Genomic DNA, 25,956 nt, shown 5'->3' on the forward strand with positions numbered 1-25,956 from the left:
GAGAAGCCGAAACCTGTTGGTCACCGTACGTCCGAGTTGGTTTGTATGCATTGGATCCACCTCGATCGCGGCAAGCGCACAATCAATTCCAGGATGGCAATGCCCGAACACCTCTTGGATAACTGAGTGATTTTTGCCATGACCCTCATCAACTACTGCTTGGATTTCGGTTGTCGCAGCGGGGGTGGAAGAATGCGCCTCAGCACCTTGAGGGGCCAAGCCGAATGCGAAGAGCGCGCATAAAAGAATCGCGCGCATCAAGGCGAAAGGCCCGACTATGACTTTTTCGTCGCTCAAAAGATGCCGTTCTCCTTCTGGAGTTCACGAATGTAACGCGCGATCATTTTGACGTCTCCGTCGGTCAGACCCTCAACCGCAGGCATGTTGCCGAAATTCCAGTGATGCGCCCGCACACCGTTCTTCGCTGCAAGAATAAATGCCATGTCGGAATGATGGCTGGGTTCATAGATCTTGTGGACAAGCGGCGGTGCGACGCCATTTTGACCCGCGGCATTCGCTGCGTGACAATCTACACATTTCGCTTCGAACGCCCGTTTCCCCATTTGTGCTTCTGCCGACAGTTCCGCGGGAAGCGCCACATCCACGATCGCAGCACCCTCGACCAGGTTGCTGGTATCGGGTGGAACCATCGAATGACTCGCGCCCTGCGGCGCAGGTTGCATTGCGTTCCAAAAGATCGCCCCCCCACCAACGAGAAAGAAGGCAATTATCGCCATCAATGTCTTGTTCATACTACTTTTTCCTCTTCAACCTGATGACCCGATTAAATGAGTTTGACCTGTGTTCCAACGGGCGTTCTGTTGAATACCTCGACGATATGCTCGTTATAAAGACCTATGCAGCCGTTCGATGATTTACGACCGATCTTGCGCGTATCGTTGGTGCCGTGAATGCGATAATACTGCCAACCCAGATGCATCGCGCGGATGCCCAGCGGGTTATCCGGCCCCGGTGACACATAACGCGGCAAGCTGGGGTCGCGTTCAATCATCGCTGGGGTCGGCGCCCAGTCGGGGGCGTTATCCTTAAAAACGATCTCGGTATAGCCACGGCGTGTCAGTTCGTCCGACATTGGTACCGATGTCGGGTAGATGCGCATCTCACCATCTGCGGTCCAGTGCTGAAGAACCTTTGTGATCGTATCTGACAGCAAGATGCCTTTGCCGAGAGTGTCGAAATGATCCTGCCAATCGTGCAACCGAAAAGAGGAAATGTTGCGCGTCGCTGGTGCAGCTTGCTGAGCCCAAAGCACGGATGGAGCCGCTAATGAAGCCATGCCACTGGCACTCGTCATTAGAAATCCACGTCGATCGAAGGTCTTTTCAGTCTGCCTCATGTTGGCCTGCTCTCATATCTGAAATGTGCCTATTTAAGTAGGATAAACCACCTTCCAGCACGGGAAGGTCAAGCGAGAGCGCTCTGACAAAACAGTGATTTTTGTATCCTTTTGTAACATTGACCTTCCGGTGCAGGAAGCCTTTAGCCCATCACCTGTATTGAAGAGGTAATGAAATGAATGAACGCGAAACTCTTCCTGAGCAATCGAGCGAAATGCGGCTGATGAAATACGCCATGTGGACCTGCTGCGCAGTGATGCTAATTCCCGTTGCGGCTTTCGCAGTCGCAGGTAGGCATTCAAGTGATCTGTCCTTCGGACTCTCCGCATTCGCGCCCGTTCTTGTTTGTGTCGGCGCTCATGTGATCGCTCATCGGATGATGGGGATAGCATGCCATGGGGCAGCTGGCGAAAAGGGCAGGCAGACCGGCAATGGGCGGATCCAGACGGATCAAAGTGTAGCCGTCGAATAGATGGTGGCGAGGTTAAGTATCTTTCGCTGGTTTTTACTGCTCCTGATCACACTCTTGCTCGGCGCGTGTGCTCAGACAATAAGCCAATGCAATCCCAGCGGTGATACCCAAATCACCTCAAAGCGCCAAGTGGCCGACCTCCCCGAAGGTTGTATGGTAAAGCGGGTTACCGACAGTGGGTTGGCGGTGCTTGAGTGCCAAGAAGGCAGGAGGGGATTCGCCGTTGATCTGGAGTGAAGGAGAAAGTGACAAGATATGATTGAGAAGCGGCGACATACTCTGGGGGTTCTCGCGGCTCTTGTGGCTGCTTATGCTGGTTTCAGGTATTTTCCAGATATTCGTCCGACCGAGCTTAACTTCGACGAAGTTCACAATCCACTGGGATTTCGTAGGCTATCTGTTGGGGAAAGTTCGGGTGGATTCGATCCATTCTTCGGATTGATTGCTCCGAACACCGATATTTTAGCGGAAGCTGAGGCGCGTGTCAGGGCAGATATTTGCGGCGCGTTGTACGGCGATTTTCTGTCTGAAACACAACTCGTTCCGGCCGCGTCCTTTTCGGATTATTACTGCCCTTTCTGTCGTGTCCAGACAAAAACCCTTGCCGCACTCGACGCGCGTACCGACAGCAACTTACACGTCAATTGGCATGAATTGCCGCTTCTCGGGCAGCCTTCGGATATTGCGGCAAAGGCTGCTCTGGCGGCGAAGCGCCAGGGCGCCTATGTCGCCTTTCATGAGCGGCTTATGAAATCCCCCTTTGTGGCGACGCCGGAATACTTACAAGCTTTGGCACAGGACATCGGTATCGATCACAGGCGTCTGGTTGCCGACATGCAGGGCGCCGCGGTTGTCAGAGAATTGGAGAACAGTGCGGCTCTGGCGAAGGTTTTCGGATTCATTGGCACGCCCGCGCTGGTGATTGGTCGAACGGTTATCCAAGGCCAGGTCGATGAGGCTACTATCCTGCGTATTGCAGAGATGGAGATCGAGGAAAATTGGACGTCCCAATGTTAGAATACGTGTTGGAAAAATTCTTCCGGGTTTTCGCTTCAAGGCTGATCTTGCTGATCTGCGCCAGCGCGGGACTGGCTAACGTTTCGAATGCGGCCGAGTCCGAGAGTTTTTCCAACACGGCCGTCCAGGCGCGTCTGATCGTTGCCGAGAACGGTGTTGGCCCGAACGCGATGTCACTGTCAGCCGGGCTTCATTTGAATCTGGGCGAGGGCTGGAAAGCCTATTGGCGGTCGCCCGGCGAGGTCGGCACTCCCCCATCGATCGACTGGACCGGGTCGGAGAATGTAGCGGAGGTCAATTTGTTGTGGCCCGCGCCGCAACGGTTCACCGCTTTCGGGATCGAGAATTTCGGATATCACGATGACGTGGTGCTTCCGCTGCGCATCACATTGGCCGAGCCTGGCGCGCCAGTACATTTGAATGCCAATGTCACGCTCTTGACCTGTTCGATTGTTTGCGTCCCGCAGGAGTTCACGCTAACGCTCGCATTGCCACGAGCCAGCGGCGTTGACGCCGCTGCGGCCGCGCTCATTTCTTCCTATGTGAAAAAGGTTCCGGACGACGGCGCTGAGAGTGGTATCTCGATTCAGTCGGCCTATTTCGATCCCGATATGACGGCGCTGACTTTGGCCGCGCGAAGCGAGCAACCGTTTGACAGCCCGGATGTCTTTCCTGAACTGGGCGCGGGAACGGCATTTGGCAAGCCCGATATCCGCTTGGGCGAAGGTAGTCATCTGCTCTGGGCCCGTCTGCCCGTTTTGAATGTGGAGACGGACTTGCCCGATTTATGGCTCACAGTGACAGATGGCGAGCGCTCGGCCAGCTTGTTCGCGGAGTTGACCGATGAAGCGCCGAAGCCACCCTTCACGCTTGATCGCGTGCTGCCGGGCGTGGCAGAACTGGCTTGGGTTGCCGCAATCGCCTTCCTTGGCGGGCTTATTTTGAATGTCATGCCGTGCGTGCTGCCGGTACTCTCTATCAAACTTTCATCGACTATGAAGATGCGAGATCAAGGCAGGGGTCGCATCCGCATGGGGTTTGCGGTCTCCGCGCTCGGCGTATTAGCGTTCATGTGGACGCTTGCGGCTTTGACGATCGCGGCGCGCGGTCTTGGGATGACTGTGGGCTGGGGCCTGCAATTCCAGAACCCCGTATTTCTGGCGGTGATGTTCCTAATACTCGCAGTGTTTTCTGCCAACCTTTTCGGGGCGTTTGAAATCTCCGTCCCGTCGTCGTTGCAGACGCGACTCGCGCGCGCTGGTCGCGGAAAAGGCTATACTGGCGACTTTGCCACGGGCGCATTTGCAGCCGTCCTCGCGACGCCATGTTCGGCGCCCTTCCTCGGCACCGCCGTGGCTTTTGCTTTGGCCGGGGGGGCACTCGACATCGCGGTGATATTCACCGCTCTGGGCTTGGGTCTGGCCTTTCCCTATCTTCTTGTTGCCGCGTTTCCAGCGGCGATCTCGCACCTGCCGAAGCCGGGCCGCTGGATGCTGTGGCTAAAGATTCTGCTCGGGCTGGCATTGGTGGGAACGGCCGGGTGGCTGTTCTGGGTGCTCATCGGTGTTGGCGGGGTTCGCTCGGCTCTTGCGGTTCTGGCACTCAGTGCGATCCTGGTCACGATCCTTTCCTTCAATCGGCTGTCTGCAGGCATCCGCTTGTCTGGAGCTGCAGTCATGACTGCTCTGGCCATTGTCTCGGCGGGATATCTGTCCGAGGCCAGCACACCGAACGTCACCTTGGCGACAGAATGGACCGCATTCGACCGTGGAGAGATTGCAAAGCTCGTGTCGAGAGGAGAAGTCGTCTTCGTCGATGTGACCGCCGATTGGTGCCTCACCTGCAAGGCCAACAAAGCGCTTGTGCTCGACCGTGAGCCGGTCCTAAGCGCCATCCGCACGTCGGGTGTGACGGCAATGCAGGCCGATTGGACCCGTCCTGACGACTCAATCTCACGCTATTTGGAAAGCTTCGACCGCTACGGTATCCCGTTCAACGCGGTCTATGGGCCGGGCGCGCCGGAGGGGATCGTCTTGCCTGAGCTTTTGTCGTCCGAGGCTGTGCTCTCCGCGCTCGAGAAAGCAGCGGAGAGATCAGTCGCTTCGGGCGATTAAGACGTGGTTGTTCTGCCTATGCTGGATAGGAATTGTTTAATGTCTCAGGAGGGATGTTCAATGAGTGCAGAAAAAGAAACCCATATAGGCGGGCACGGTTCACACATGCCGACAAGTGGTCGGGGCATGGTCATCTCGGCCTGGCTGACTGGCGTTTACTTCATCGTGGAACTGGGTATCGGACTGTGGACCGGATCGATCGCGGTCCTGTCGGATGCATTCCACACGTTTTCCGCAGTGGGCGGAATCCTCGTAGCCCTAGGCGCGGCCCGACTGTCCCGCCGGCCTGCCGATGCGGATTTCAGCTTTGGCTGGTACAGATCTGAGATTCTCGGCGCCCTGGTCAATGGCGGGTTTCTGGCCGGCATGGCGCTGGTCGTCATCTACATGGCGGCGATGCGCCTGAATGCACCGATCGATTTACCGACAGGGCCGATGTTGCTTGCCGCGGCCGGGGGCCTTGTGACAGAGTTCATTTCGCTTGGCCTTATCTGGAAACAGAGCCAGAGCGACATGAACGTGCGCGGCGCGCTCTGGCATATCATCCAGACCTTCGTGGGCAGCCTGCTCATCATCGTCACGGCGTTGGTGATCCGCTTTACCGGTTTCCTGATGATCGACCCGCTTTTGGGAATGGCATTCGGCTTCGTGTTGCTCTGGGCCAGCTGGGGCATCCTGCGAGATGCGGCGCGGCTGTTGATGGAGGCAACGCCGAGCGAGATCGATTTGGAGTCGGTGATCGCGGATCTGGAAACGCTCGACGGGGTGCGCGATGTGCATCATGTCCACGCATGGACATTGACCAGCGGGCGCAACGTGTTTTCGGCCCATCTCCGCGTCGGTGACGACGCGGATCCCCAGGCGGTGCTACGACGGGCACATCGCGTGCTGCGCGAAGATCACGACTTCTTCTTCGTAACGCTCCAGACCGAAACCGAGTGTCTCGACGAGCGCGGCGCCGAAATGATCGATATTACCTCGGACCGTCAGGCCGGCAATGGCTGACGGTTCGCTCCGCCTGTGGTTGGCACGCAAGCTGATCCGACGCCTCGTCGCCCGGGCGGCGCGGCGCGGTCTTGCCATACGCCGCCTGCGCGACACGGAGGGGCGCGAGACCCGCTGGCTGGCGCCGGAAATCGAGGCATTCGTAGTGGCGATGACCACGGAGGCAGGCCACCTGCGCTCCCATGCAGGGCAGGCAGAGCTTCCGACTTTCGGTAGCCAGATGATGGTGGAAATGGCGATTTGGACGATGGCTGCCGACCGCAGCCTGCGCGCTTGCGCCATCGCGCCCGATTCCGCACGGCAGGTGGTTGCTGATCTCGGCTGGGACATCTACCGGCGGATGCTGGCGTTCAGCGCACTGCCGGTGCGCCTGCTCACCCGCGATTCCGGTCGCCGGCTGCGCTGGACCATCCGCGCGCTGCTGGTGTTCCCCTTCACACCCTCCGGCGCGCCAGGCTATGCCGCTCTGGTCAGCCGCGACGGCGACGACCTGTTGACCCATTTCACCCATTGCCCGCCGCAGAGCTTTGTGCGCCGCATGGCCCGGGCGGAGGACGACCCCGACTCCTTGGAAGCGTTCCGGCAGAGCTGGTGCCGCTACGACTGGCCCGGTGCCGACGTCATCGCAGGGGATGGTCGACGGGGCCACTATTTCCGCAAGCGTACTCTGTCCAATGGCGACCCGGTCTGCGACATGTGCTGGATCGCACACGCGGGCCGCAGCGCAGAATGCGGCCAGGAGAAACACGACGAGCCAGCGACGTCCTGAGAACGTGAACGAAAGAGGATCAGGATCGCCCCATGCGCACCATCCTGCTGCTTCTCACTACACTGACGAGACCTACGACGCGCGATGATCCGCATCGCGCAGTGCATCCCTGTCAATTCGTCCGAATCCCGCCAGCAAGGTTTCGCATCCTCGGTTGCGTGCCGAAGCGCAGCGCGCCGTCAGCTGCGAAGTTCTGTTAGTGCCTGCCTGATCCGCTGCACTCGCGGGTCGCCGGATGGCAGGCTTTCGGTCAACCTCTCGGCCGCCGCATAGGCCGCACGCGCCTTCTCCATCTCGCCCAGCACTCGATAGGCGTTGCCAAGCCGCATCCAGCCGTCCAGATCATTAGGTTCGTCCTGCAACCGCTCGGCCAGCCGCGTGACCATCGAGCGGACGAAGGCGCTCCTGTCTTGCTCGCTCATATCTGCCGACGCAGCCAAGTCGGCTGCGGTAGGGCCAGGCGTGTCTCTGTTAACCGTCGGAGCGAATGTTGCCAGGCTAACGAGGTCGCGGCCAAGTGTCTCTCCGATGCGGTTGGCCTGGGCGATGAACGCTTCCATCCAGGGGGCAGGGCCAGTGGCCGTGCCCAGACGGCCAGTCAGCAGATCGTGGGCCGCCTCGCTGTCGCCGGCCTGGTTGAGCGCAATGGCCTCGTAATAGGTGGCTGCCGGATTGGATGGGTCCATGTCGCGTGCCGCTGCGATGGCTTTGCGGGCAGCGGGTGTCACGATCCCATCATCTACAGCGATCATCGCCTCGGCGTATTGCGAAAGAATGGCCGAGGTTGCATCGGGGCGCTCGGTCACGTTCTCCATGGCGGAAACCGCATCCCTGTAGCGGCCCATGCGCATGTAGGTTTGACCGAGCAACATCCAACCTTCGGTCGGGCCGCCGCCCGGATCGCTTTGCAAGCGGGCCAACAAACGCTCGGTCAACCCGGTGATTTCAACCTGTTGGTTTCGCTCCGCCTCACGCTCGGCGAACGCCAGGCTCGGCAGGTCGGGCGATCCCAGTTGCATGTAGAGTGCGCCTGCCGCCAAAGGTACCATCAAGGCGGTCGCCCAGACGACGATGCCTGAAGAGCGAGCAGATCTGGCTGGTTCCGCGTGCTGGCTCTTCCGTTCCAGCGACAGTATGCGCCGTTTGATCTCGATTAGGGCAGCGCGGGCTTCCTCCTTCGTGATCAGGCCGCGCTCCGCATCGGCGCGCACCTCTTGCAACTGATCGGACAGGATGGAAACGGACCCTTCGGTGCGGCCGGAGATGTCCGAGCGGAGCGATCGCAGGGGAAGCAGCAGGCAAATTGCTGCAAGCAGCGCCAGGGACGCAAAGATAATCCATAGCATTACGGTTCATTCCTTCCAGTCTGTGCCAGCAGTTTGGAAACCCGGCGCTCCTCTTCGTCGCTCAGGTCTGCATTCGCCATTCGCCGACCGGATCTGGCAAGGACCGCGACCGCGCCGCCGGAGCCGATCAGAAAGAGAATGAGGGGCGTCAACCAAAGAACGTAGGTTTCCGGTTTGAAGGGCGGTTTCAGCAGAACATAGTCGCCATAGCGGGCTTGGATATAGCCCAACACTTGCTGATCGGTGTCTCCAGCCATTAGCCTCTCGCGAACCAGCAGCCGCAGGTCACGCGCAACGCCCGCGTTGGAACTGTCGATGTCCTGATTCTGGCAGACCACGCAGCGCAGATCTTTCGAAATCGCGCGCGCACGCACCTCCAGGACCGGGTTGGCCAGCATTTCGTCGGGTTCGACGGCATGTGAGGCAAGCGGCAAGGCGATCAAGATCAGAGCCGTGAGGACAACGATTCGGATCATGTTCCCGCACCATTGATGGCGCGTGCCTGCGTGAGCGCGGTCGCAAACTTTTCTTCCGCGTCAGGGCCTACGACCGGACCGACATAGCGGTAGAGAACTGTGCCATCGCCCGAAACGATGAAGGTTTCGGGGACGCCGGAAATACCCCATTCGATTCCGGCGCGGCCGTTTAGATCGGACCCGATCCGTTCGTAGGGATTGCCCAGATCTTCGAGCCAAGCGCGCGCGTCCTCGGGCTTGTCCTTGTAGTTGATCCCCATGAGCCGCACGCCGTCGCGTTCGACCATCTGCGTCAGGACAGCATGTTCGGCACGGCAGGGGACGCACCAGGAGGCGAAGACGTTGACCACAACCGGCGCGGGATTGTCCGTCAAGTATGCCTGTGACAGACCCGGTACGCCGACGCCGTCCAAGGCGGCTAAATCGAATTCCGGCACGGGTTGAGATATTAGGACCGACGGGATCGCGTTCGGATCGCGTTCGGGATTGAGGCCCCACAGGAAGAAGGCGCCCAGGACAAGGGCAATCAGGATCGGCGTGGCTGCGAGAAATCGTTTCATGGTGCTACTCCGCCGGCGTTGCTTGTGGTTTGAGTGTGGCGGAGCGACGCGGTGCGCCAACGCGCAGGCGCCGGTCCGATAGCGACAAGCCGCCGCCCAGCACCAGTAGCGCCGATCCGATCCAGATGAAGTTGACCAGCGGCTCGTAAAGAATGCGCAAAGTCCAAGCGCCCGATTGTGCCGCACCTTCCGCTGCTGGTTCGGCCAGCGAGGCGTAGAGATCGCCCGCCAGCGTCGAGCGGATGGCCGATTCGGTGGTCGTGCTCTGAGCCACCGGGTAGGAACGGCGCTCAGGATAGAGAATCGTGATAAATGCACCGTCGCGCATGACGACCAGCGTGCCCCTGTCGGCGGTATAGTTCGGACCTTGCAGTTGTTCGACACCGTCAAAGCGCACGTCGAACCCTGCAATCGCAATCTCGGCACCAGGCTGGACGAATACGATTTCCTCGGATTTCCAGGCGCTGGACCCGACGAAGCCAAAGACCGCGACGGCAAGGCCTGCATGTGCCAGCGTCATGCCGTGGGCTGCACGAGGCAGGTTGCGCGCCCTTCGAAAGGCCTGCGCGAACGGCACATCGAATAGCCTGATCCGGGTCGCCCATTCGCGCAGTGTCGCCAGAAGGAGCCAGGTGGCAATCGCGATTGAAAGATAGGCCAGAGCGGGCCCACCCTCGGTCAGGTACCAGACCGCAAGCGCGGCCAGCCCTGATAACAGAGCGACAAAACGGAGGCGTTGGAATACCCCCTTCAGGTCGGCACGCTTCCACGACAGGAACGGACCAACGGCCATAATCATCAATAGAGGCAGCATGATCGGTATGAAGGACGCATTGAAGAATGGGGGGCCGACAGAAATTTTCTGATCGGCCAACGCCTCAGTAAACAACGGATAGAGTGTACCGACCAGCACCGTTCCTGTGGCGACTACCAGCAGCAGGTTGTTGATCAGTAGGCCGCCCTCGCGGCTGATCGGTGCGAAGAGACCGCCGCCTTCCATCGACGGGGCGCGCCAGGCATATAGCGTAAGAGAGCCGCCGATAGAGAGACCCAGCAAGCCGAGGATATAGAGTCCGCGTTCGGGGTCGACCGCGAACGCGTGAACCGAGGTCAATAGGCCGGAGCGAACAATGAATGTGCCCAGCAGAGACAGTGAGAATGTCAGGATTGCCAGCAGGATCGTCCAGCTTTTGAAAGCATCGCGCTTTTCGGTGACGATTGCCGAATGCAACAGCGCAGTGCCCAGAAGCCATGGCATGAAGCTGACGTTCTCAACCGGATCCCAGAACCACCACCCACCCCAACCAAGCTCGTAATATGCCCACCAAGATCCCAGCGCGATGCCCGCTGTCAGGCTCATCCAGGCTGCCAGCGTCCACGGTCTCACCCAGCGGGCCCAAGCCGCGTCCACACGGCCCTCAATCAGCGCAGCGACTGCGAAGGAGAACACGATCGAGAACCCGACATAACCGAAGTAAAGGAGCGGTGGATGCATCGCCAACCCGACATCCTGAAGCAGTGGATTGAGGTCGTTGCCATCCGGTGGTGGCGGAAACACACGCTCGAACGGATTGGAGGTCAGCAGCAGGAAAGATAGGAAACCAGTGCTGATCCAAGCCTGCACCGACAGGGTGCGCGCCTTCAGTGCATCGGGAATGTTGGTCCCGAGCAGGGCGACACCTGCCCCGAAGGCAGCAAGTATCAGCACCCAGAGCAGTAGAGAACCTTCATGGCTCCCCCAAGTACCTGCGATCTTGAACAACATCGGCTTGAGGGAATGCGAATTCTCGACGACATTCCTGACGGTGAAATCGCTGACTGTGAACGATCGCATGAGGGCGGCGAAAGCGATGCCGATGAACACAAGTTGGGCGAGCGCCGATGCCCGCGCACTTCGCATCCAAACGAGATCACCACGGGAGGCGCCGAGGATGGGCAGGACGCTCTGCACCAATGCAATCGCCAGCGCCAGTGCCAGTGCGAATTGTCCAATTTCAGGTATCATATGGATACTCCGGTAAGTTGCTCGTTGTCTCGGTCATGCGGCATTCCCGACCTGGAAGGTCAAGCTCGGCTGCAGACCCCGCCTTCACATTGCCGTTAGTGGAGTCATCTCTGTATGCCGGGTTCCAGCTTTGCCAGCCGACGCTCGAATTCGTCGTCGTCGATTTCGCCGCGGGCAAATCGTTCACGTAGGAGATCGATTGCTTTCTGCCTATTGTCAGAGACTTGGTGGTTGGAAAACCCGCGAACCGCGAGCACGATCAAGCCGATGATAAGCGCCCAGAAAATCAACATTATCAGGCCACCGAAAATTCCGTGGTCGCCACCCCACATCATGTGGCCGAAACTCTCATAGGTATCGGCCACTCCCGGTGCCGCGACGAAAATGAGAGGACCTGCGGCAATGATTGGGTTGTGAAATTTCATGTCATTGTCCTTTCGGTTTCCAAGGATTGCGATTCCAGCGGAAGCGTCACTGTCGCGACGAGACCGCCCTCTACTCGGTTTGCGAGGCTGACGTCGCCGCCATGTGCCCGGATGATGGTCCGGGCGATAGACAGCCCAAGCCCGGTTCCTCCAGTCTCTCTCGAACGAGATTTCTCAAGCCTGAAATAGGGCTCGAAGACCTGTTCGAGGTCAGCATTCGGTATGCCGGGTCCATTGTCGCCAATTAGGATGAAGGCGTGATCGTCCTCACGTCCAAAGCTGACATCGACCTTTCCGCCATAGCGTTCCGCATTGTCTATGACGTTTCGAAGCGCGCGCCTGACCGATTGCGGCCGCAGTCGCAGGCGAATGGTCTCGCCTTCCTGCAATGCAAAGCTTTCCAGCATGTCGGCGCGAAGCTGTTTGAGAAATGCGCCCAATTCGACCGTCTCGTAGTCTTCTGAGCCCGCGATCCCTCGCGCAAATGAAAGAGTCGATTCCACCATCTCTTGCATCTCTTCGATCGAGGCAATGAGGCTGTCACGCGTCTCGCGCTCGTCGACCATCTCCGAGCGGACGCGGAGTGCAGTGAGAGGTGACCGAAGGTCATGTCCGAGCGAAGCGAGAAGCCTGGTCCGGTCGGCGAGGAAACGGGTCAACCTGTCCTGCATTCTGTTGAACGCCCGTGTCAGTTCGCGCACCTCTGCGGGTCCGATCAATGGCAGCGGCCTGACATTCTCGCCACGCCCGAGCCTGTCAACGGCACGAGACACGCGCAGAAGCGGACCGGTCAGGCGGCTCATAAGAAACCAGAAAGCGGAAACAAAAATGATAGCAGCCGTGATGCCAAAGCTCACGAAAGACATCCAAGGCCATTGTAGCGGCGGGCGCTCGAACCTTGTGCCAACATTGAGCCACTGCCCGCCGGTCAGGGCAATAGATAGCTGCATTTCGATTGCCGACAGGTCGCCCCGCATCATCGCAAGGTGCATTTCTGCCATCTCGGGTGCCAGATGCGGCATCGGCAGGATCTCGTGGTCGACCTCGTGCAGTTCTACGCGTATTTCGCGGTCGACTGGGGGCCCGAGAAGGCGACGAACCCTTGCTTCGACTGCACCGCTGTCCGCGTGGGTCTCATGATCGACAGCAGGCGTTTCCGACACCTCGAAGCGTACCAGTGGTGAATTGGCCGCGCGCAGAATAGCGGGTTCCAGCGTAGCAGGTGCTTCCTCGATCAACCGTGCTACATTCGCAGCCCGCCCGGCCGCTTCGAACCCGAGCGCGGCGCGCACAGCGAGGCTCCGCTCGTCCACGAACAACCAGAGACTTACCGCTTGGGCTGCTACGAGTGCAGCGATGATCAACAGAACCAGTTGGCCGCGCAGACTGTCAAAGAGACGCGTCATCAGCCCAACTCCGTCACATCGGTTGCCAGGCAGTATCCACCACCGCGTACGGTCGTGATTAAGCGAGGACGGGATGGATCAGCCTCGATTTTTCGGCGCAGGCGGCTGATCTGATTGTCGATCGTCCGATCAAGGGGGGAAGCCGCGCGCCCGGCAGTGAGATCGAGAAGCTGATCACGGTTCAGAACGAGACGCGGCCGTTCGAGCAAAACGGCCAGAAGCTTGAGATCCGAGCCTGTAAGATCCACACGCGCCCCGTTCTCATCCGTCAACAAGCGGCTGTCGGTATCCAAGGTCCACTGTGCGAAGGCGATGCGCCGTCCCGATAATTTACCAGCATAGGTCTCGGGCAGTGACGAACGCCGCAGGATGGCCTTTATCCGCGCAAGCAGTTCTCTGGGATTGAACGGTTTGGAAAGGTAATCGTCCGCTCCGATTTCCAGCCCGACGATGCGATCCGTCTCTTCGCCGAGTGCCGTCAACATCAGGATCGGCACGTCGCCTGTGGATGACAGGCGGCGGCAGACCGATAACCCGTCTTCGCCGGGCATCATGACGTCCAGGACGATGAGATCGAACTGTCCTTTTGCCAGCTTGGCGTCCATCTCGACAGCATCTCGTGCAGATGTCGCGCGCAGGCCGTTCTTCTCCAGGTACCGCGTAACGGAATCGCGGATTTCGCGATGATCGTCCACGACAAGGATATGAGGCTGTTCGTTCATGTTGCTCCTTTTAGCGATTGCCGCCTGGGTTTCCCGATGAGAATTGTCACGAAATGTAACAAGGGTGGCGTTTGCTACGAGGTGTTACAAAACCGTTGTTTCTCGGCATTCCACCACGACTTATCGCTACCATATGAAATCCATCGAAACCAAAGCACGAGGAAATCACAATGACCCGCAGAATCTTGCTCACAGCGGCTGTCTTGGCTGCAACTGCAATCGGAAGTACCGCAATCGCAGAATCCAATCACGGACACGGCGGACAACCCGGCTCGAACGACCGTGCCGACATGATGATGAAAGACGGCTCTGGAATGATGGGCAATATGGGAGACATGTCCAACATGATGGGCATGATGCAGCGTATGCACGGCCAGATGATGGGCGGCGGCATGATGGGCGGAATGCACCCGATGGGGGGTGGCATGATGCAGATGTTCGACGCCGACGGTGACGGTACGGTGACGCCCGAGGAAATGCGCGCCGGACTACAGGCCAAGCTCACCGAATATGACAGCGACGGCGACGGCGCCTTGTCTATCGAAGAATTCGAGATGCTGCACAGCGCGATGTTCCGTGAGATGATGGTGGATCGGTTCCAGCACTTGGACGCCGATGGCGACGGCGCCGTTACAGCTGAAGAAATGATGGCTCCGGCAAACAAGTTGGAGCGCATGCAGCAAATGCGCGAAGGAATGGGGCAGATGCAGCCTGGCGATGGCCAAGGCATGGGCAATGGCGAAATGATGAACGACAACTGAGCAATCTTTTGGGCGTCGGCCCACGGGCCAGCGCCCATATTTGGCGCCGGGCCATGGTGGTGGATCGATGCTGAATTTGACCAGCTTTGACGGAGGTAAATCTGATGAGTTTTAGAATTATTACCGATTGGCTGTTTTTCGCAACGACTGCGATCGTGTTGGGACGTCCTGAACCGAAAAAGCAGCTGCGAAAGTGACCCCAAGGAGAGAGAAATGACTTATACTTACGACCGCTCGCTTACGGGCGTCAGCATCGACGACGCGGAAATGCGCGTCCGAGACGCCTTGGCCGAACGAGGCTTCGGCGTCCTCACCGAAATTGACGTCAAAACGACGATGAAGGAGAAGATTGACGTCGATATGAACGGATATCGTATCCTTGGCGCTTGCAATCCGCAGATGGCCCACAAAGCGATCGGGATCGAACCGCGCGTCGGCGCGATGCTGCCCTGCAACGTTATCCTGCGCGAAGTAAGCGGCAGCACAGAGATCAGCTGCATCGACCCAGTGGCGTCAATGCAGGCTATCGACAACGACCAACTCCACAGTGTTGCGGGAGAGGTCCGCGAGATGCTGCGCGAAGCTGTCGACGCGGCCTGATTGGCAGCTACATGACCTTCCCATCGCCGGAGGGCGAATGCGTCAGGGAACTGGTTTCGAACGTCAATAGTTGGGAGACAAGGCGGTATGGTGGCCGACAGTATCCAAGAAACAGAGACATGTAGCTGTGCCGGACTGTTCAGCGTCGGCATCGACCTGTTGGGGGTAACCCTTATGTTTGCGCTCCATGTTCTGTGAAGCACGAATGAGCCGGTTTCTTTCCCGGCGAAGCGCACGAATGGTGGCCGGCGCACTGCTGGTCTTCAGCATTCTCGCCTTGGCCTTGGGGCCGCTCGCCAACGTCATAGAAAGCTTCGATGGTGAAAGAGTCTCCAGCTGGGTCGAGGCCGCGGGGATATGGGGGCCGGTCCTTATCGTCTCCCTCATGACAATCGCGATCGTCGCGACACCCATTCCAAGCGCGCCGATCGCATTGGCAGCCGGGGCTGCTTATGGACATGCCCTGGGGACAGTTTACATCGTTGTCGGGGCGGAACTCGGGGCACTTATCGCCTTCGCCCTGGCCAGGTTCCTTGGGCGCGATGCGCTCGTTGGATGGCTCGGTCGCAAGGTGGATACGGGCTGGCTCGGCTCTCAGAACGCGTTGACCTTCACCGTTTTCGCCAGCCGGTTGATGCCTTTCATTTCATTCGACATTGTCAGTTACGCTGCCGGTTTGAGCCGTCTGCACTTCGGGCGTTTCGCGCTTGCTACGCTTGCGGGGATCATTCCGGCCAGTTTCGTGCTTGCCCATTTCGGAGGCGAGACGACCAGCGGAAACCTGGTCCGGGCGACATGGGCAGTGCTTGGCCTCGGGCTTGTGACCGGGTTGCCACTCCTCTGGATGGCCATGCGGAGAAGGTCTGAAAAGGGTGCTCCCGACCACCGTTGAAACTGGCTTGACATTCCAGCTGCTGGAGGTCGCAAGCTGAAACGAGACATAGAAAGGTTGGCAGAACATGGAGCACGATCATCATCATACGGCGCCCGACATTCCGGCGGGGACCGAGACAGCAAAGGACCCGGTCTGCGGGATGATGGTCGCGGTCAAACCCGACGGGCGTCACGCGGAGTTCCAAAGCAAGGCCTTCCAGTTTTGCTCTGAGAGCTGCCAAACGAAGTTCGAGGCGGATCCGTGGTTCTATGCCTCGGGGCGCGCCGCCGGGCAAAAGAGGGCGGTCCCTGCGGACGCCCAGTTTACCTGCCCGATGCACCCGGAAATCGTCCGCGATGAACCCGGAGACTGCCCGATCTGTGGCATGGCACTGGAACCGATGCTGCCCTCGGACGAACCGAGCGAGGAGTTGACCGACTTCACTCGCCGGATGTGGATCTCGTCAGTGGCGGCGGTGCCGCTGATCATTCTGGCGATGGGTGAAATGGTCGCTTTGCCGGTGCGCGACTGGATCGGACATCAGACGACCAGCTACCTGGAATTCGTGTTGGCAACGCCCATCGTCCTCTGGGCGGCTCTGCCGTTCTTCAAGCGCGGCTGGGATTCAGTGCTGAATCGCTCACCCAACATGTGGACCCTGATCAGCCTCGGCGTCGGGGCGGCCTATCTCTATTCGCTGGTCGCCACATTCCTGCCCGGCGTGTTTCCGGAACAATACCGGACGGGTGATGCGGTCGGCAACTATTTCGAAGCGGCGGTGGTGATCGTGACGCTGGTCTTTGTCGGACAGGTGTTGGAGTTGCGCGCCCGCGAGCGCACCGGCGATGCCATCCGGGCGCTTCTCGACCTCGCGCCCAAGATCGCCCGGCGTATCCTGCCCGACGGCACGGAATATGATGCGCCCTTGGAAAATATAATGGAGGGGGACAGGTTGCGGGTGCGCCCCGGTGACGCGGTGCCGGTGGACGGGGTGGTGATTGACGGCCGCTCCAGTTTGGACGAGAGCATGCTGACCGGCGAGTCGATGCCGGTAGAAAAGGGCCCGGGTGATGCGGTGACCGGGGCCACGATCAACCATAACGGCAGCCTCGTGATCGAAGCGGGCAAGGTCGGTGCCGATACTGTGTTAGCGCAGATCGTGGAGATGGTCTCAAACGCTCGCCGTTCGCGCGCCCCGATTCAGGGGATGGCCGACAGGGTCTCGGCAATCTTCGTCCCAACCGTGGTGGCCGTCGCTATTTTCGCGTTCGTCGTTTGGCTGATCTTTGGCCCGGAACCCGCGCTGGTCTTCGCCATCGCCTCGGCGGTGTCGGTGCTGATCATCGCTTGCCCCTGCGCGCTTGGCTTGGCAACACCGATTTCGATCACCACGGCGGCGGGGCGCGGCGCGCAGGCAGGCGTATTGATCAAAGACGCAGAGGCGCTGGAAAGGATGGCGGCGGTCGATACGCTGATCGTCGACAAGACCGGCACGCTGACTATGGGCAAGCCAAAGTTGACCGATACAGTTGTGTTGGCCGACCTGCCTGAAATCGAACTGTTGTCGCTTGCCGCAGCGCTTGAGCGTGGCTCAGAACACCCGCTCGCCGAAGCAATTGTCGAGGGGGCGGAGGCACAAAACGCGACCCGACATGAAGCGACCGATTTCGAGGCGGTCACCGGCAAAGGTGTGCGCGGCAAGGTCAAAGGGCGCTTAGTCGCGCTTGGCAATGCCGCGATGATGCTGGAAATGGGGCTGGATACGGCAAAGGCGGAAACCCAGGCGGACGCCTTGCGCAGCCTGGGTAAGACGGCCATGTTCATCGCTGTCGACGGCGCGCTTGTGGGCATCGTTGCGGTTGCCGACCCGATCAAGGATTCGACCGCGGAGGCGATCGACGAACTTCACGCTCAGGGGCTGCGCATCATCATGGCGACCGGCGACAACGAGCGCACGGCGCAGGCGGTGGCAAGCGAGCTGGGTATCGACGAGGTGCGCGCGGGAGTGTTGCCCGAAGCCAAGAAGGACCTGATTGACCAGTTGCGCCGCGACGGCCACAAGATCGCCATGGCGGGCGACGGGGTGAATGACGCTCCTGCCCTCGCCGCGGCCGATGTCGGGATCGCCATGGGCACCGGGGCTGATGTGGCGATGGAAAGTGCCGGCATCACCCTGTTGGGCGGCGACCTGATGGGCATCGTGCGGGCGCGCAAACTGGCGCGCGCCACGCTGCGCAACATCAAGCAAAACCTGTTCTTCGCCTTCGCCTACAACGCGCTTGGCGTGCCGATAGCTGCCGGGTTGCTCTATCCTGTTACCGGTTTACTGCTCTCACCAATGATTGCGGCAGCAGCGATGAGCCTGTCTTCGGTTTCGGTCATTAGCAATGCCCTGCGATTGCGTCGGGTTGATCTATAGGCAGTTTCAATAGGAGATGCGTATGGTGCCCTTCCACATTCCCGGCATGAGTTACAGAGACTGCAAGTCAGCGTCCGAAAAAATTATCAAAGCCCTCGACTGCCAGGGCGCGGATCGATCTCTATACGAAAGCGCGTCAGATCGCCCTGGACACGCGGGTTGAACAGAAAAATGCTCAGGCAGCGCTGGCCACAGTTGGCGGCCCTCAACAACAGTCTGACGCCGCGTCCAAACGCAATCCGACTTGGTGCGTCCGAGTTGAAACGGTGGATGAAACCGGTAAGTCAACGGAAGTCCATGTGTTCAGGCTTTCCAATGATGTTACCATGGTCAGCACCGCCGAAGATGCCCTTAGTCTTGATTGTTGCAACCGGTTTACCATCCTTTGTTGAGGGCTCGAACTCTGCCGCTGTCATGGCTCTCTCGCCCAGCCTAATCAACGCTGTACCTCGGCGTACCCGGAGCGGCGTCGCCATTGGCTTCGATTTCGCTGATGTAGTGCTTCATCTCGGCAATCTCACCGCGCTGAGCCTCGACAATTGCATCCGCGAGAGCACGCACACGCGGATCAGAAATATCAGCCCGCTCACTGGTCAGGATGGCAATGGAATGGTGCGGAATCATCGCGCGCATCCAGGCGAGGTCTTCCACGGTCTCCTGGCTACGCACGAGCCATAGTGAGACGCCAAAGGCGACGATGGCCCCGATGAAGATTGCGATATTGAGGTTACGATTGGAGTACATCCCCAACATGAAAGAAAGCATGATAACTGCCATCGCCGCAAGCTGCGCGGTCGGCTCTCAGACAACATTGCCACGGCATTGCGGTTCTTTGAGCGTAGTTTGGCAAAAAAGCGGATTGTTGATCCGGCAAACACAAACAACGTGATCTCAGATGACCTGTCGACCTCAGGCAAGCAGGCGGTTGCGGCGGCTGCCAAACGAGCTCTTGCCGGAAATTGGAGCGGATTGATAAGATGAGTGAATGGTCACTACCACAGCTTTTTGCCAGCCTACATCGCCAAATCGATACTGAGTTGAATGTAGCTCGTGACGCACTGAACCACCCTGGCACCAAAGGAGATACCTCAGAGGCAATTTGGATAGGGCTCTTAAAAACCTATCTTCCAGAACGTTACTGTGTGTGCAGTGCACATATTGTGGACAGTGAAGGAGTGTTCAGCGACCAGATCGATGTCGTGGTTTTCGACCGTCAGTACTCTCCATTCGTGTTTGATTTCCTTGGGGCGAAAGTGGTTCCCGCAGAAAGCGTCTATGCCGTATTCGAAGCAAAACAGTCGATCAATGCCGCTATGATCGATTATGCGCGAGAAAAGGTCGCGAGCGTTCGAAGTCTCCATCGAACCAGCATGCCAATCCCAACCGCCAACGGCCCTACAGCGCCGGTGTCGCCCAAGCACATCATTGGAGGTCTCGTAACTCTGGAGAGCGATTGGAAGAACCCGCCTCTCGGAGATGCGCTGCAATCGAAACTGGATGCTGATCCTTGCGACTTGAAGCGGCTGGATTTAGGGTGCGTCGCTGCCCACGGCATCTTTGGCTTTGACGTTGGCACTGGGGTGAATGGCCATACAACATCTTTATGCGCTACCACCACGTTTCTCCTTGAGTTAATCGCTCGATTACAAACGCTTGGCACGGTCCCAATGATGGACGTGAGGGCTTATAGTCGCTGGCTAGACTCATAACCCGACACTGAATGCAAGCATGACCGACCACCTAGATGACCTCCCGAAGCGAGTCCTCATTCATGTAAAGGAGGATACAGACGGCACCAACGTCACTGATTGCAACGGATTTGTGAAATGTAGTGGTTCCGCAATAGCCAATGGCTGTTTCAACGATTGGCTGTGGCAAGACATACGCGTGGTAGTTAGAGACAGCGGAAGTTCAATTTATGTCTGGCATTAAGTCACTAAAGCTAGGTCGCCTGGGAGAGAAAAAGTTCAGCGAACTATGTTCCCAGCAGAACGCAACCTGCAACAAGTCTGATGAAGACGACCATGGTTGGGACTACGTTGTTGAGATCGATTCTGACCATCAGTCCGCGTTACCTGCTGACCTGCGCGATGGGGTCATTCGCTCCCTGGTCCAAGTTAAATCAACCCGTGGCAATAAACGAATTGCCAAGGTCAAACTCTCGAATGCGCTTAAGGCCATACAGACAGACTTGCCGTGCTTCCTGAGTAAGCGTCCGGTGTGACCGCGTTTTCAGTTATTCCGCTTTTTTGATCACCGCACGAACGAAGTCGGTCTTACCTTCGGTGTAATTTCTGCGCCCTGCGTCTCCGAACCTGTCGACGAGATCCCGTTTGAGCTGAGCGTATCGATCCCTAAGTTCATGATCAGCACGCAGCGCGTCACGGAAAGCGATCTGCTCGCCGTAGTCGGGCTCTTCAGGACGGTAAAGATGTAGGTTGTGGGTCCTGATATCGCCATCACGTAGTCGGATGAAGAGGCGTCCCGATCTGATGCCGCGGTCGATATATCCAAGATCGACAAGAACTTCTGCGATCCGATCTTCGTCTTGCTCGGCGGCACGCATGGCAATGTCGAGGATGGCTTTGGCGGGCAGTTCAGGCACGGCAGTGCTGCCGATGTGATCTGTCTCGAATGCCACATCAGGAAGCGCAGCGCGGATGCGTGCTGTCTCCATATTAAATACACGCATCCATATGGGATCGTGAGGTGCCAATGCGAGCGTCGCCTGACGCAGACCTAAAGATGTAGATGCTTCGTTCATCAGCTCGAGGCTCCGGTTTTCCACGGCAGCAGATCATCAACACGGTTGATCTTGTAATCTGGAATGCGGGCCAGAGTATCGGCCAGCCATGCTTGCGGGTCGATACCATTCAGCTTGGCGGTTTCAATCAGGGTATAGGCGATAGCAGCGGCGCGGCCCCCAGTGTGCGACCCGACAAACAGGTAATTTTTGCGCCCAATGGCAACAGATCGCATTGCCCGTTCGGCCGTGTTGTTGTCGAGTTCCAGAATGCCATGATCGAGGTAGGGCCTGAGCCGCGCCATGCGCGTCAGGGCATATCGGATCGCCCCCGCTAGTGGCGATTTGCCGGAGATGCTGGGAAGTTGGGCGTGCAACCAGACTTCCAGGTCGTCGAAGATCGATGCGGCTTTTGTTTGCCGGATATCAGCCCTCCGATCTGGTGGTGATCCACGGGCTTCCTTCTCGACCGCGTAGAGTTGCGCGATGCGCTGGATAGCCTCGTCGGCAATGGCGGAGCCTTGAGCACGGTGGATATCTACGAACTTGCGCCTGACATGGGCCATGCAAGCGACCTCGCGGATATCGCCGGAACGATAGAGGTCTTCGAACCCGGCATATCCGTCGGCATGCATCCAGCCCTGATACTTCGCGAGGTGATCTTTGGGGTGTTGTCCTTTGCGATCTGGTGAGAACTGATACCAACTTGCGGGTGGGACATCGCTGCCCCAGGGTCGTTCGTCGCGCCCATAAGCCCAAAGGCGTGCAGTCGCTGTCTTACCAGTGCCGGGCGCCAACATCTTTACCGGCGTGTCGTCAGCAAAGATCGCTTGCCCAGCCAGCACGTGCCGACCGATGGTGTCTGCGAGTGGCTCCAGAAGCGCCGTGGATTTACCTACCCAATCCGCCAGCGTGGAGCGGTCAATATCGATCCCATCACGCTCGAAGATGCCACTTTGGCGGTAGAGCGGCAGGTGATCGGCGTATTTGTTCACCAACACATGCGCCAGCAAGCCCGGACCAGGGCGGCCCCGTTCGATAGGGCGCGACGGCAAAGCCGCTTGTGTGAAGGCCTCGCAACCCGAACACGCAAAGCGTGGCCGCACAATGCGGTTCACGATGAAGCGTCCCGGAACATACTCCAGTTCTTCGGTCACATCCTCGCCCAGACGGCGCAGGCCGACGGGCAACTTGCGCTACCGATACACCCGGTGCGCATGTTTGCGCACAGATCGACACCTTCTCCTCATCCGACCAGAACCGCTTCTTCTGACCCTTCTTACCCGCCATATCTGCCCTCAAGATGTCCACTATCACTGGTGGACACTATCAACACACTCCATGACGCGTCAGAGCAGTGAGGCCGGACGCTTACCTTCCTGATCCTTATAGTCTTCGAAGGAAACGAAGTTGAAGGCTTCTACGTTCGCCATTTTTGGACGGACGAAATCGAGCGTATTCTTAAACGTGCTCGTGAGGCTCACCGCGACGGTCGAGATGATCTTCACAAGATTTACCTTCAATTCTCGCTCGAGGGGCTAGAAAATGCTCAATCGCGTTTGACTGAGGTTCTTTGTGCTCACGTTTCAAAATACGGCACAAATTACGGGCAAGAAAAAAAGAACGTCCGAGAGAATGTTGGATATTCGGAAACACGCGCAATCGGCGAGTTTACTTTTGATGACGGTGTGACCGCAAAAGACATCGTTGACTGGCAATTGACCGATGATGCGCAGATCCTCCTCTCTAACTTTGACATGAAGGATATGCGCTTCGATATTCCAGCTTCGACCGTCGAGAAACCTAGTGCCGGTTCAAAGCTTTCAGTGGGCCTTAAACCTCGAGAAGGGGTGTTGCGGGTCACAAAAGACAACCGAAGTCTTGAACTCGATGCCAAAATTTACTCGCCTTTCTTGATTGGACCAGAACACGAAGACTTCAAGGTTCGGGTGAAAACTGCGTTGTTTGACATGAAAATGTCGCCCCGTGGCAGAGGAACGACACAGGCACGAGTCACTTTGGAACTTGAAACAGTCTGGGACCACTATGTAGCAGCCGAGTTGGCCAGTTGGGACGAAAACGAACAAGTGGACTTTCAATTAGACTGTGAAGCGGGAACGATCTTCAACGGCAATCTTCTTCCCACCCTGCAAGCTGATGAAGGGACAGAGAAAATTGTCTCAGGTGGTCGGCTCGCTGCGCTTCTTGCCGGGCGCCAAGCACTCGTGGAGCTCTCACCAAAGCATGATCGCGCCTGGCAACAAATCACCTGGCTGGCCAAGCTCGAGCCGTTCTTAGCAATGCCATCGAAGCAGCTCTCATTCAAATTAGACACGCCGCGTGATGTCAGCTGCTGTGACATCCTAGCTTTCGTAGTGTTTGAGTTGGGTGATTTCTTTTACAGCGTCAACCTGGCGTTTCCTGTTCGGCACCAGAATGTACAAGATGATCAGTGGCAGCTGTATTTCGATGCCTTTGAGGTTCTGAACCTCAAACGCTTCAAAACTGAATATACAAACATGCGTCGAATTGCTCAGCAAGAATTTGATACGCTCGTTGAAGGCCGTCAGCAATGCTGTGTTGCTGTGGGTACCGGTGACTTGATCGATTGGTTTTCAGAAGATCAAGAGCGAACCTTCATAACTCTCCACGAACCAGATTAGTGCAGCCTGAAGTGTGCACCTTCAGTACTTCCCTGATTCCAAAGGAACGTGTGCCACCTTTGCTTCAATAGACTTGACTTCGAATGGCATGTTTGACGGGCTGCGGCGCGGCATCGCGAAGACCAGTTCAACGGCAGCTTTGGGCCGCGGAGTGCCGCACTTGATGTCCTGAAGTTTTACGGATGCTGCAAAGCGGAGAACGGCAGGATCGAGCCCTGTTTCAGACTAACGACGATCGTATGCTGCGTTGCAGAAAGCATTAGATTTGCATCTTACCGAAAGCTGGCCGAGACTAAGCAGGTCAACAGCGTTCGGTCAGATGAAATATTTTGCGAAAAACATTGGGGAAATTTGGCGAGGCGGACGTGCATCACTTCGCTTTTTGGCGGCAGCGCCAATCGTAAATGCGCAAGTCGCGCTCAGGGCAAAAGACCGCGAAAACGCGCGTGATTTGTTCGCCCGGCATTTCAGTCGGTTTCTCGACACTTGTCAGGTCAGCGTATCACTTGATGGCGAATTTCCCGAACCGGGGAAGGGCTGCATCCTTTGCTATAATGAGACGTCCTTTGTTGATGTCGCGGCCTATTGTGTCTCGATGTGGCCTTATGTCGACCGTGCTGCGGCGGCTGATCTCTACGCGTATTTTCCTTTCGCCCGAGCGGCCTGTCGGAAAGCCGCGATTGAGATGGTGCCAAGGGGAAACCGCAAAGCCACCGATCAATTGCTGGAACGCATGGTCTCTGCAGCAAAACAGGGCGAGAGAGTTGCTTGGGGCGGCGAGGGGAGACTGTCGGGAATGGACGGCGTTGGCCGCTTCAAAATCGGCGCCAGTCTCATTGCGATCAGAGCTCAAGTGCCCGTGATCCCAGTGGTTTTTCAAGGAGGGCATCACGCTATGCCACTCGGTACATTCCGTGCGCGTCCGGGCGAAGTCCGCATACGTTTTTGCAAGTCTGTGCCGACTGCGGGCTACGTCGAAGCTGATGCACGCGAATTTGCCGACAGATTGCAGAAAGAATTTGTTTGCATCTATCGTCAACTGGCAGAGAAACGGCCGGTTCTCTCGTAGCGCCTTCGATCCAGACACCCTTAAATTTGCGCGTTGCTTCCCTGCTCTGACAGGCAACGAACCAACGCGACCAATGTGCGTTTCGTCCCACAGCGTCTCATTGGTATAAAGTCCGGAATAGGTCGGCCAAGAGCAGAGTTTGTGCTATGCTTTCCCCTGTCATTGATGTTTGGACAGGAAAGCCTCACAGCCTCACGTTGAATAGGCAAAGGACACCCTATGGAATATCTGCGAACCCCAGACGACCGGTTCCAGAATCTGGCAGATTTTGATTTTCCCCCCAATTACCTGAACGTAGGTGCGGGGTTGCGGATGCACTATCTTGATGAAGGTCCGCCAGATGCCCATCCAATTCTCGTCATGCATGGCGAGCCAACTTGGTGTTATCTATACCGCCACATGATCCCGTCCTTCATCCAAGCGGGCCACCGCGTGGTGGCGCCAGATCTCATCGGCTTCGGTCGGTCGGACAAGCCCGTAGCGCGTGAAGACTATACCTATCAGCGTCATTTGGACTGGATGACCGATTGTGTCATCCAATTGGATCTTCGCGAAATCACGCTGGTCTGCCAGGACTGGGGCGGATTGATCGGTTTGCGGCTTGTCGCGCACATGCCCAACCGTTTCGCGCGGCTGGTGATCGCCAACACCGCATTACCCACTGGCGACCATCCGCTTGGCGCAGCCTTTCAAAGCTGGCGCGACTATTCCCAGAGCGTGGAGGACTTCAATGCGGGCCGCATCGTGCGCGGCGGAACCGTGTCCAAGCTCTCAGATGCCGAAGTCGCAGCTTACAATTCACCGTTTCCGGATGCACGATATCAAGCAGGAGCACGCCAATTCCCGCTGCTGGTACCGGACAATCCTGATGACCCGGCGTCAGGTCCCAACCGGGCAGCATGGGAGATCCTCAGCACCCTGCCGATCCCGGCGCTAACGGTCTTTGGCGCGGAAGACAAGATCATGGTCGGGGGCGAAAGAATTTTCCAGAAATGCCTTCCGGGTGCCAAAGGGCAACGTCATCGCATTCTGCAAAATGCTGGCCATTTTCTGCAAGAAGATGTGCCCGTTGACCTTGTAGAGGCCACGCTCGAGTTCATCGCCGTTACTTAACTTTCAATACACAGGAGTCGAAAGCCAGTGGGGTGGGTC

At 57.9% G+C, this 25,956-nt stretch carries 25 protein-coding genes; 12 read left to right on the forward strand and 13 right to left on the reverse strand.

Annotation, left to right across the window (positions count from 1 at the left end; genetic code table 11):
• Positions 1-293: 293 nt before the first annotated feature.
• Together MUY35_RS04405 and MUY35_RS04410 are read right to left on the reverse strand one after the other, a co-directional pair.
• A complete protein-coding gene (locus MUY35_RS04405; RefSeq protein WP_248364198.1) occupies positions 294-752 on the reverse strand; it encodes a cytochrome c in 459 nt (152 codons plus the stop codon).
• 32 nt (positions 753-784) lie between these two features.
• Entirely contained in the window at positions 785-1,297 is a 513-nt protein-coding gene (locus MUY35_RS04410; protein ID WP_248364199.1) for a L,D-transpeptidase, read from the reverse strand.
• A 788-nt stretch (positions 1,298-2,085) separates the two neighbouring features.
• Between MUY35_RS04410 and MUY35_RS04415 the strand changes: the two genes are divergently transcribed.
• The 4 genes from MUY35_RS04415 to MUY35_RS04430 are packed head-to-tail and all read left to right on the forward strand — an operon-like array spanning position 2,086 to position 6,735.
• Entirely contained in the window at positions 2,086-2,847 is a 762-nt protein-coding gene (locus tag MUY35_RS04415) for a DsbA family protein (protein ID WP_248364200.1), read from the forward strand.
• Complete coding sequence (locus tag MUY35_RS04420; RefSeq protein ID WP_248364201.1) at positions 2,841-4,961, forward strand: protein-disulfide reductase DsbD domain-containing protein; 2,121 nt, start codon at positions 2,841-2,843, stop codon at positions 4,959-4,961. The genes MUY35_RS04415 and MUY35_RS04420 overlap by 7 nt, the downstream gene beginning before the upstream one ends.
• A gap of 60 nt (positions 4,962-5,021) precedes the next feature.
• A complete protein-coding gene (locus MUY35_RS04425) occupies positions 5,022-5,966 on the forward strand; it encodes a cation diffusion facilitator family transporter (protein WP_248364202.1) in 945 nt (314 codons plus the stop codon).
• The gene (locus MUY35_RS04430) at positions 5,959-6,735 is read left to right on the forward strand and encodes a hypothetical protein (RefSeq protein ID WP_248364204.1); all 777 of its coding nucleotides are present in this window, start codon (positions 5,959-5,961) and stop codon (positions 6,733-6,735) included. The genes MUY35_RS04425 and MUY35_RS04430 overlap by 8 nt, the downstream gene beginning before the upstream one ends.
• Before the next feature lie 179 nt (positions 6,736-6,914).
• Here MUY35_RS04430 and ccmI read toward each other — a convergent pair whose 3' ends face one another.
• From ccmI to MUY35_RS04465, 7 genes are all read right to left on the reverse strand, one after another.
• A complete protein-coding gene (ccmI, locus tag MUY35_RS04435; RefSeq protein ID WP_248364205.1) occupies positions 6,915-8,081 on the reverse strand; it encodes a c-type cytochrome biogenesis protein CcmI in 1,167 nt (388 codons plus the stop codon).
• Positions 8,081-8,557, reverse strand: a complete 477-nt coding sequence (locus tag MUY35_RS04440) for a cytochrome c-type biogenesis protein (RefSeq protein ID WP_248364206.1) — start codon at positions 8,555-8,557, stop codon at positions 8,081-8,083. The genes ccmI and MUY35_RS04440 overlap by 1 nt, the downstream gene beginning before the upstream one ends.
• A complete protein-coding gene (locus MUY35_RS04445; RefSeq protein ID WP_248364207.1) occupies positions 8,554-9,117 on the reverse strand; it encodes a DsbE family thiol:disulfide interchange protein in 564 nt (187 codons plus the stop codon). Before MUY35_RS04445 ends, MUY35_RS04440 begins: the two co-directional genes overlap by 4 nt.
• A gap of 4 nt (positions 9,118-9,121) precedes the next feature.
• The gene (locus MUY35_RS04450) at positions 9,122-11,122 is read right to left on the reverse strand and encodes a heme lyase CcmF/NrfE family subunit (protein ID WP_247034174.1); all 2,001 of its coding nucleotides are present in this window, start codon (positions 11,120-11,122) and stop codon (positions 9,122-9,124) included.
• Positions 11,123-11,226: 104 nt separating this feature from the next.
• A complete protein-coding gene (locus tag MUY35_RS04455; protein WP_248364208.1) occupies positions 11,227-11,547 on the reverse strand; it encodes an SHOCT domain-containing protein in 321 nt (106 codons plus the stop codon).
• Positions 11,544-12,953 carry an ATP-binding protein gene (locus tag MUY35_RS04460; protein WP_248364209.1) on the reverse strand — a complete coding sequence of 470 codons (1,410 nt, stop codon included), beginning with the start codon at positions 12,951-12,953 and terminating at the stop codon, positions 11,544-11,546. The genes MUY35_RS04455 and MUY35_RS04460 overlap by 4 nt, the downstream gene beginning before the upstream one ends.
• Positions 12,953-13,675, reverse strand: coding sequence for a response regulator (locus MUY35_RS04465; protein ID WP_248364210.1), 723 nt, complete (start codon positions 13,673-13,675; stop codon positions 12,953-12,955). The genes MUY35_RS04460 and MUY35_RS04465 overlap by 1 nt, the downstream gene beginning before the upstream one ends.
• A 170-nt stretch (positions 13,676-13,845) precedes the next feature.
• Here MUY35_RS04465 and MUY35_RS04470 point away from each other — a divergent pair, with 170 nt between their 5' ends.
• The 4 genes from MUY35_RS04470 to MUY35_RS04485 all read left to right on the forward strand — a co-directional run bounded on the left by MUY35_RS04470 (position 13,846) and on the right by MUY35_RS04485 (position 18,329).
• The gene (locus MUY35_RS04470) at positions 13,846-14,436 is read left to right on the forward strand and encodes a calcium-binding protein (RefSeq protein ID WP_248364212.1); all 591 of its coding nucleotides are present in this window, start codon (positions 13,846-13,848) and stop codon (positions 14,434-14,436) included.
• A gap of 213 nt (positions 14,437-14,649) precedes the next feature.
• On the forward strand, positions 14,650-15,036 hold the full coding sequence (locus MUY35_RS04475; protein ID WP_248364214.1) for a DUF302 domain-containing protein: 387 nt from the start codon (positions 14,650-14,652) through the stop codon (positions 15,034-15,036).
• A 205-nt stretch (positions 15,037-15,241) separates the two neighbouring features.
• Complete coding sequence (locus MUY35_RS04480) at positions 15,242-15,928, forward strand: VTT domain-containing protein (RefSeq protein WP_248364215.1); 687 nt, start codon at positions 15,242-15,244, stop codon at positions 15,926-15,928.
• 67 nt (positions 15,929-15,995) lie between these two features.
• Positions 15,996-18,329, forward strand: a complete 2,334-nt coding sequence (locus tag MUY35_RS04485; RefSeq protein ID WP_248364216.1) for a heavy metal translocating P-type ATPase — start codon at positions 15,996-15,998, stop codon at positions 18,327-18,329.
• A 432-nt stretch (positions 18,330-18,761) separates the two neighbouring features.
• Here the strand turns inward: MUY35_RS04485 and MUY35_RS04490 are convergent, their stop codons facing one another.
• Complete coding sequence (locus tag MUY35_RS04490; protein ID WP_348984494.1) at positions 18,762-19,106, reverse strand: DUF305 domain-containing protein; 345 nt, start codon at positions 19,104-19,106, stop codon at positions 18,762-18,764.
• Positions 19,107-19,306: 200 nt separating this feature from the next.
• On the opposite strand from MUY35_RS04490, the gene MUY35_RS04495 reads away from it, so the two are divergent.
• The gene (locus MUY35_RS04495) at positions 19,307-20,038 is read left to right on the forward strand and encodes a DUF6602 domain-containing protein (RefSeq protein WP_248364217.1); all 732 of its coding nucleotides are present in this window, start codon (positions 19,307-19,309) and stop codon (positions 20,036-20,038) included.
• 527 nt (positions 20,039-20,565) lie between these two features.
• Here the strand turns inward: MUY35_RS04495 and MUY35_RS04500 are convergent.
• From MUY35_RS04500 to MUY35_RS04510, 3 genes are all read right to left on the reverse strand, one after another.
• Positions 20,566-21,093 (reverse strand): GrpB family protein, encoded by a 528-nt coding sequence (locus MUY35_RS04500; RefSeq protein WP_248364218.1) that lies wholly within the window; start codon positions 21,091-21,093, stop codon positions 20,566-20,568.
• The gene (locus MUY35_RS04505) at positions 21,093-22,262 is read right to left on the reverse strand and encodes an IS66 family transposase (protein ID WP_248364219.1); all 1,170 of its coding nucleotides are present in this window, start codon (positions 22,260-22,262) and stop codon (positions 21,093-21,095) included. Before MUY35_RS04505 ends, MUY35_RS04500 begins: the two co-directional genes overlap by 1 nt.
• Positions 22,263-22,421: 159 nt before the next feature.
• Positions 22,422-22,580: a hypothetical protein gene (locus tag MUY35_RS04510; RefSeq protein ID WP_248364220.1), complete on the reverse strand. Its 159-nt coding sequence runs from the start codon at positions 22,578-22,580 to the stop codon at positions 22,422-22,424.
• Positions 22,581-22,631: 51 nt separating this feature from the next.
• On the opposite strand from MUY35_RS04510, the gene MUY35_RS04515 reads away from it, so the two are divergent.
• The 3 genes from MUY35_RS04515 (at position 22,632) to MUY35_RS04525 (ending at position 25,917) form a co-directional block, all read left to right on the forward strand.
• Entirely contained in the window at positions 22,632-23,735 is a 1,104-nt protein-coding gene (locus MUY35_RS04515) for a hypothetical protein (RefSeq protein WP_248364221.1), read from the forward strand.
• 319 nt (positions 23,736-24,054) lie between these two features.
• Positions 24,055-24,804: a lysophospholipid acyltransferase family protein gene (locus MUY35_RS04520; protein ID WP_248364222.1), complete on the forward strand. Its 750-nt coding sequence runs from the start codon at positions 24,055-24,057 to the stop codon at positions 24,802-24,804.
• A gap of 219 nt (positions 24,805-25,023) precedes the next feature.
• Positions 25,024-25,917: a haloalkane dehalogenase gene (locus tag MUY35_RS04525; RefSeq protein ID WP_248364224.1), complete on the forward strand. Its 894-nt coding sequence runs from the start codon at positions 25,024-25,026 to the stop codon at positions 25,915-25,917.
• Positions 25,918-25,956: the final 39 nt, after the last annotated feature.

It is taken from the genome of Aliiroseovarius sp. S1339 (assembly GCF_023195695.1).
In the GTDB taxonomy this organism is placed as follows: Bacteria; Pseudomonadota; Alphaproteobacteria; order Rhodobacterales; family Rhodobacteraceae; genus Aliiroseovarius.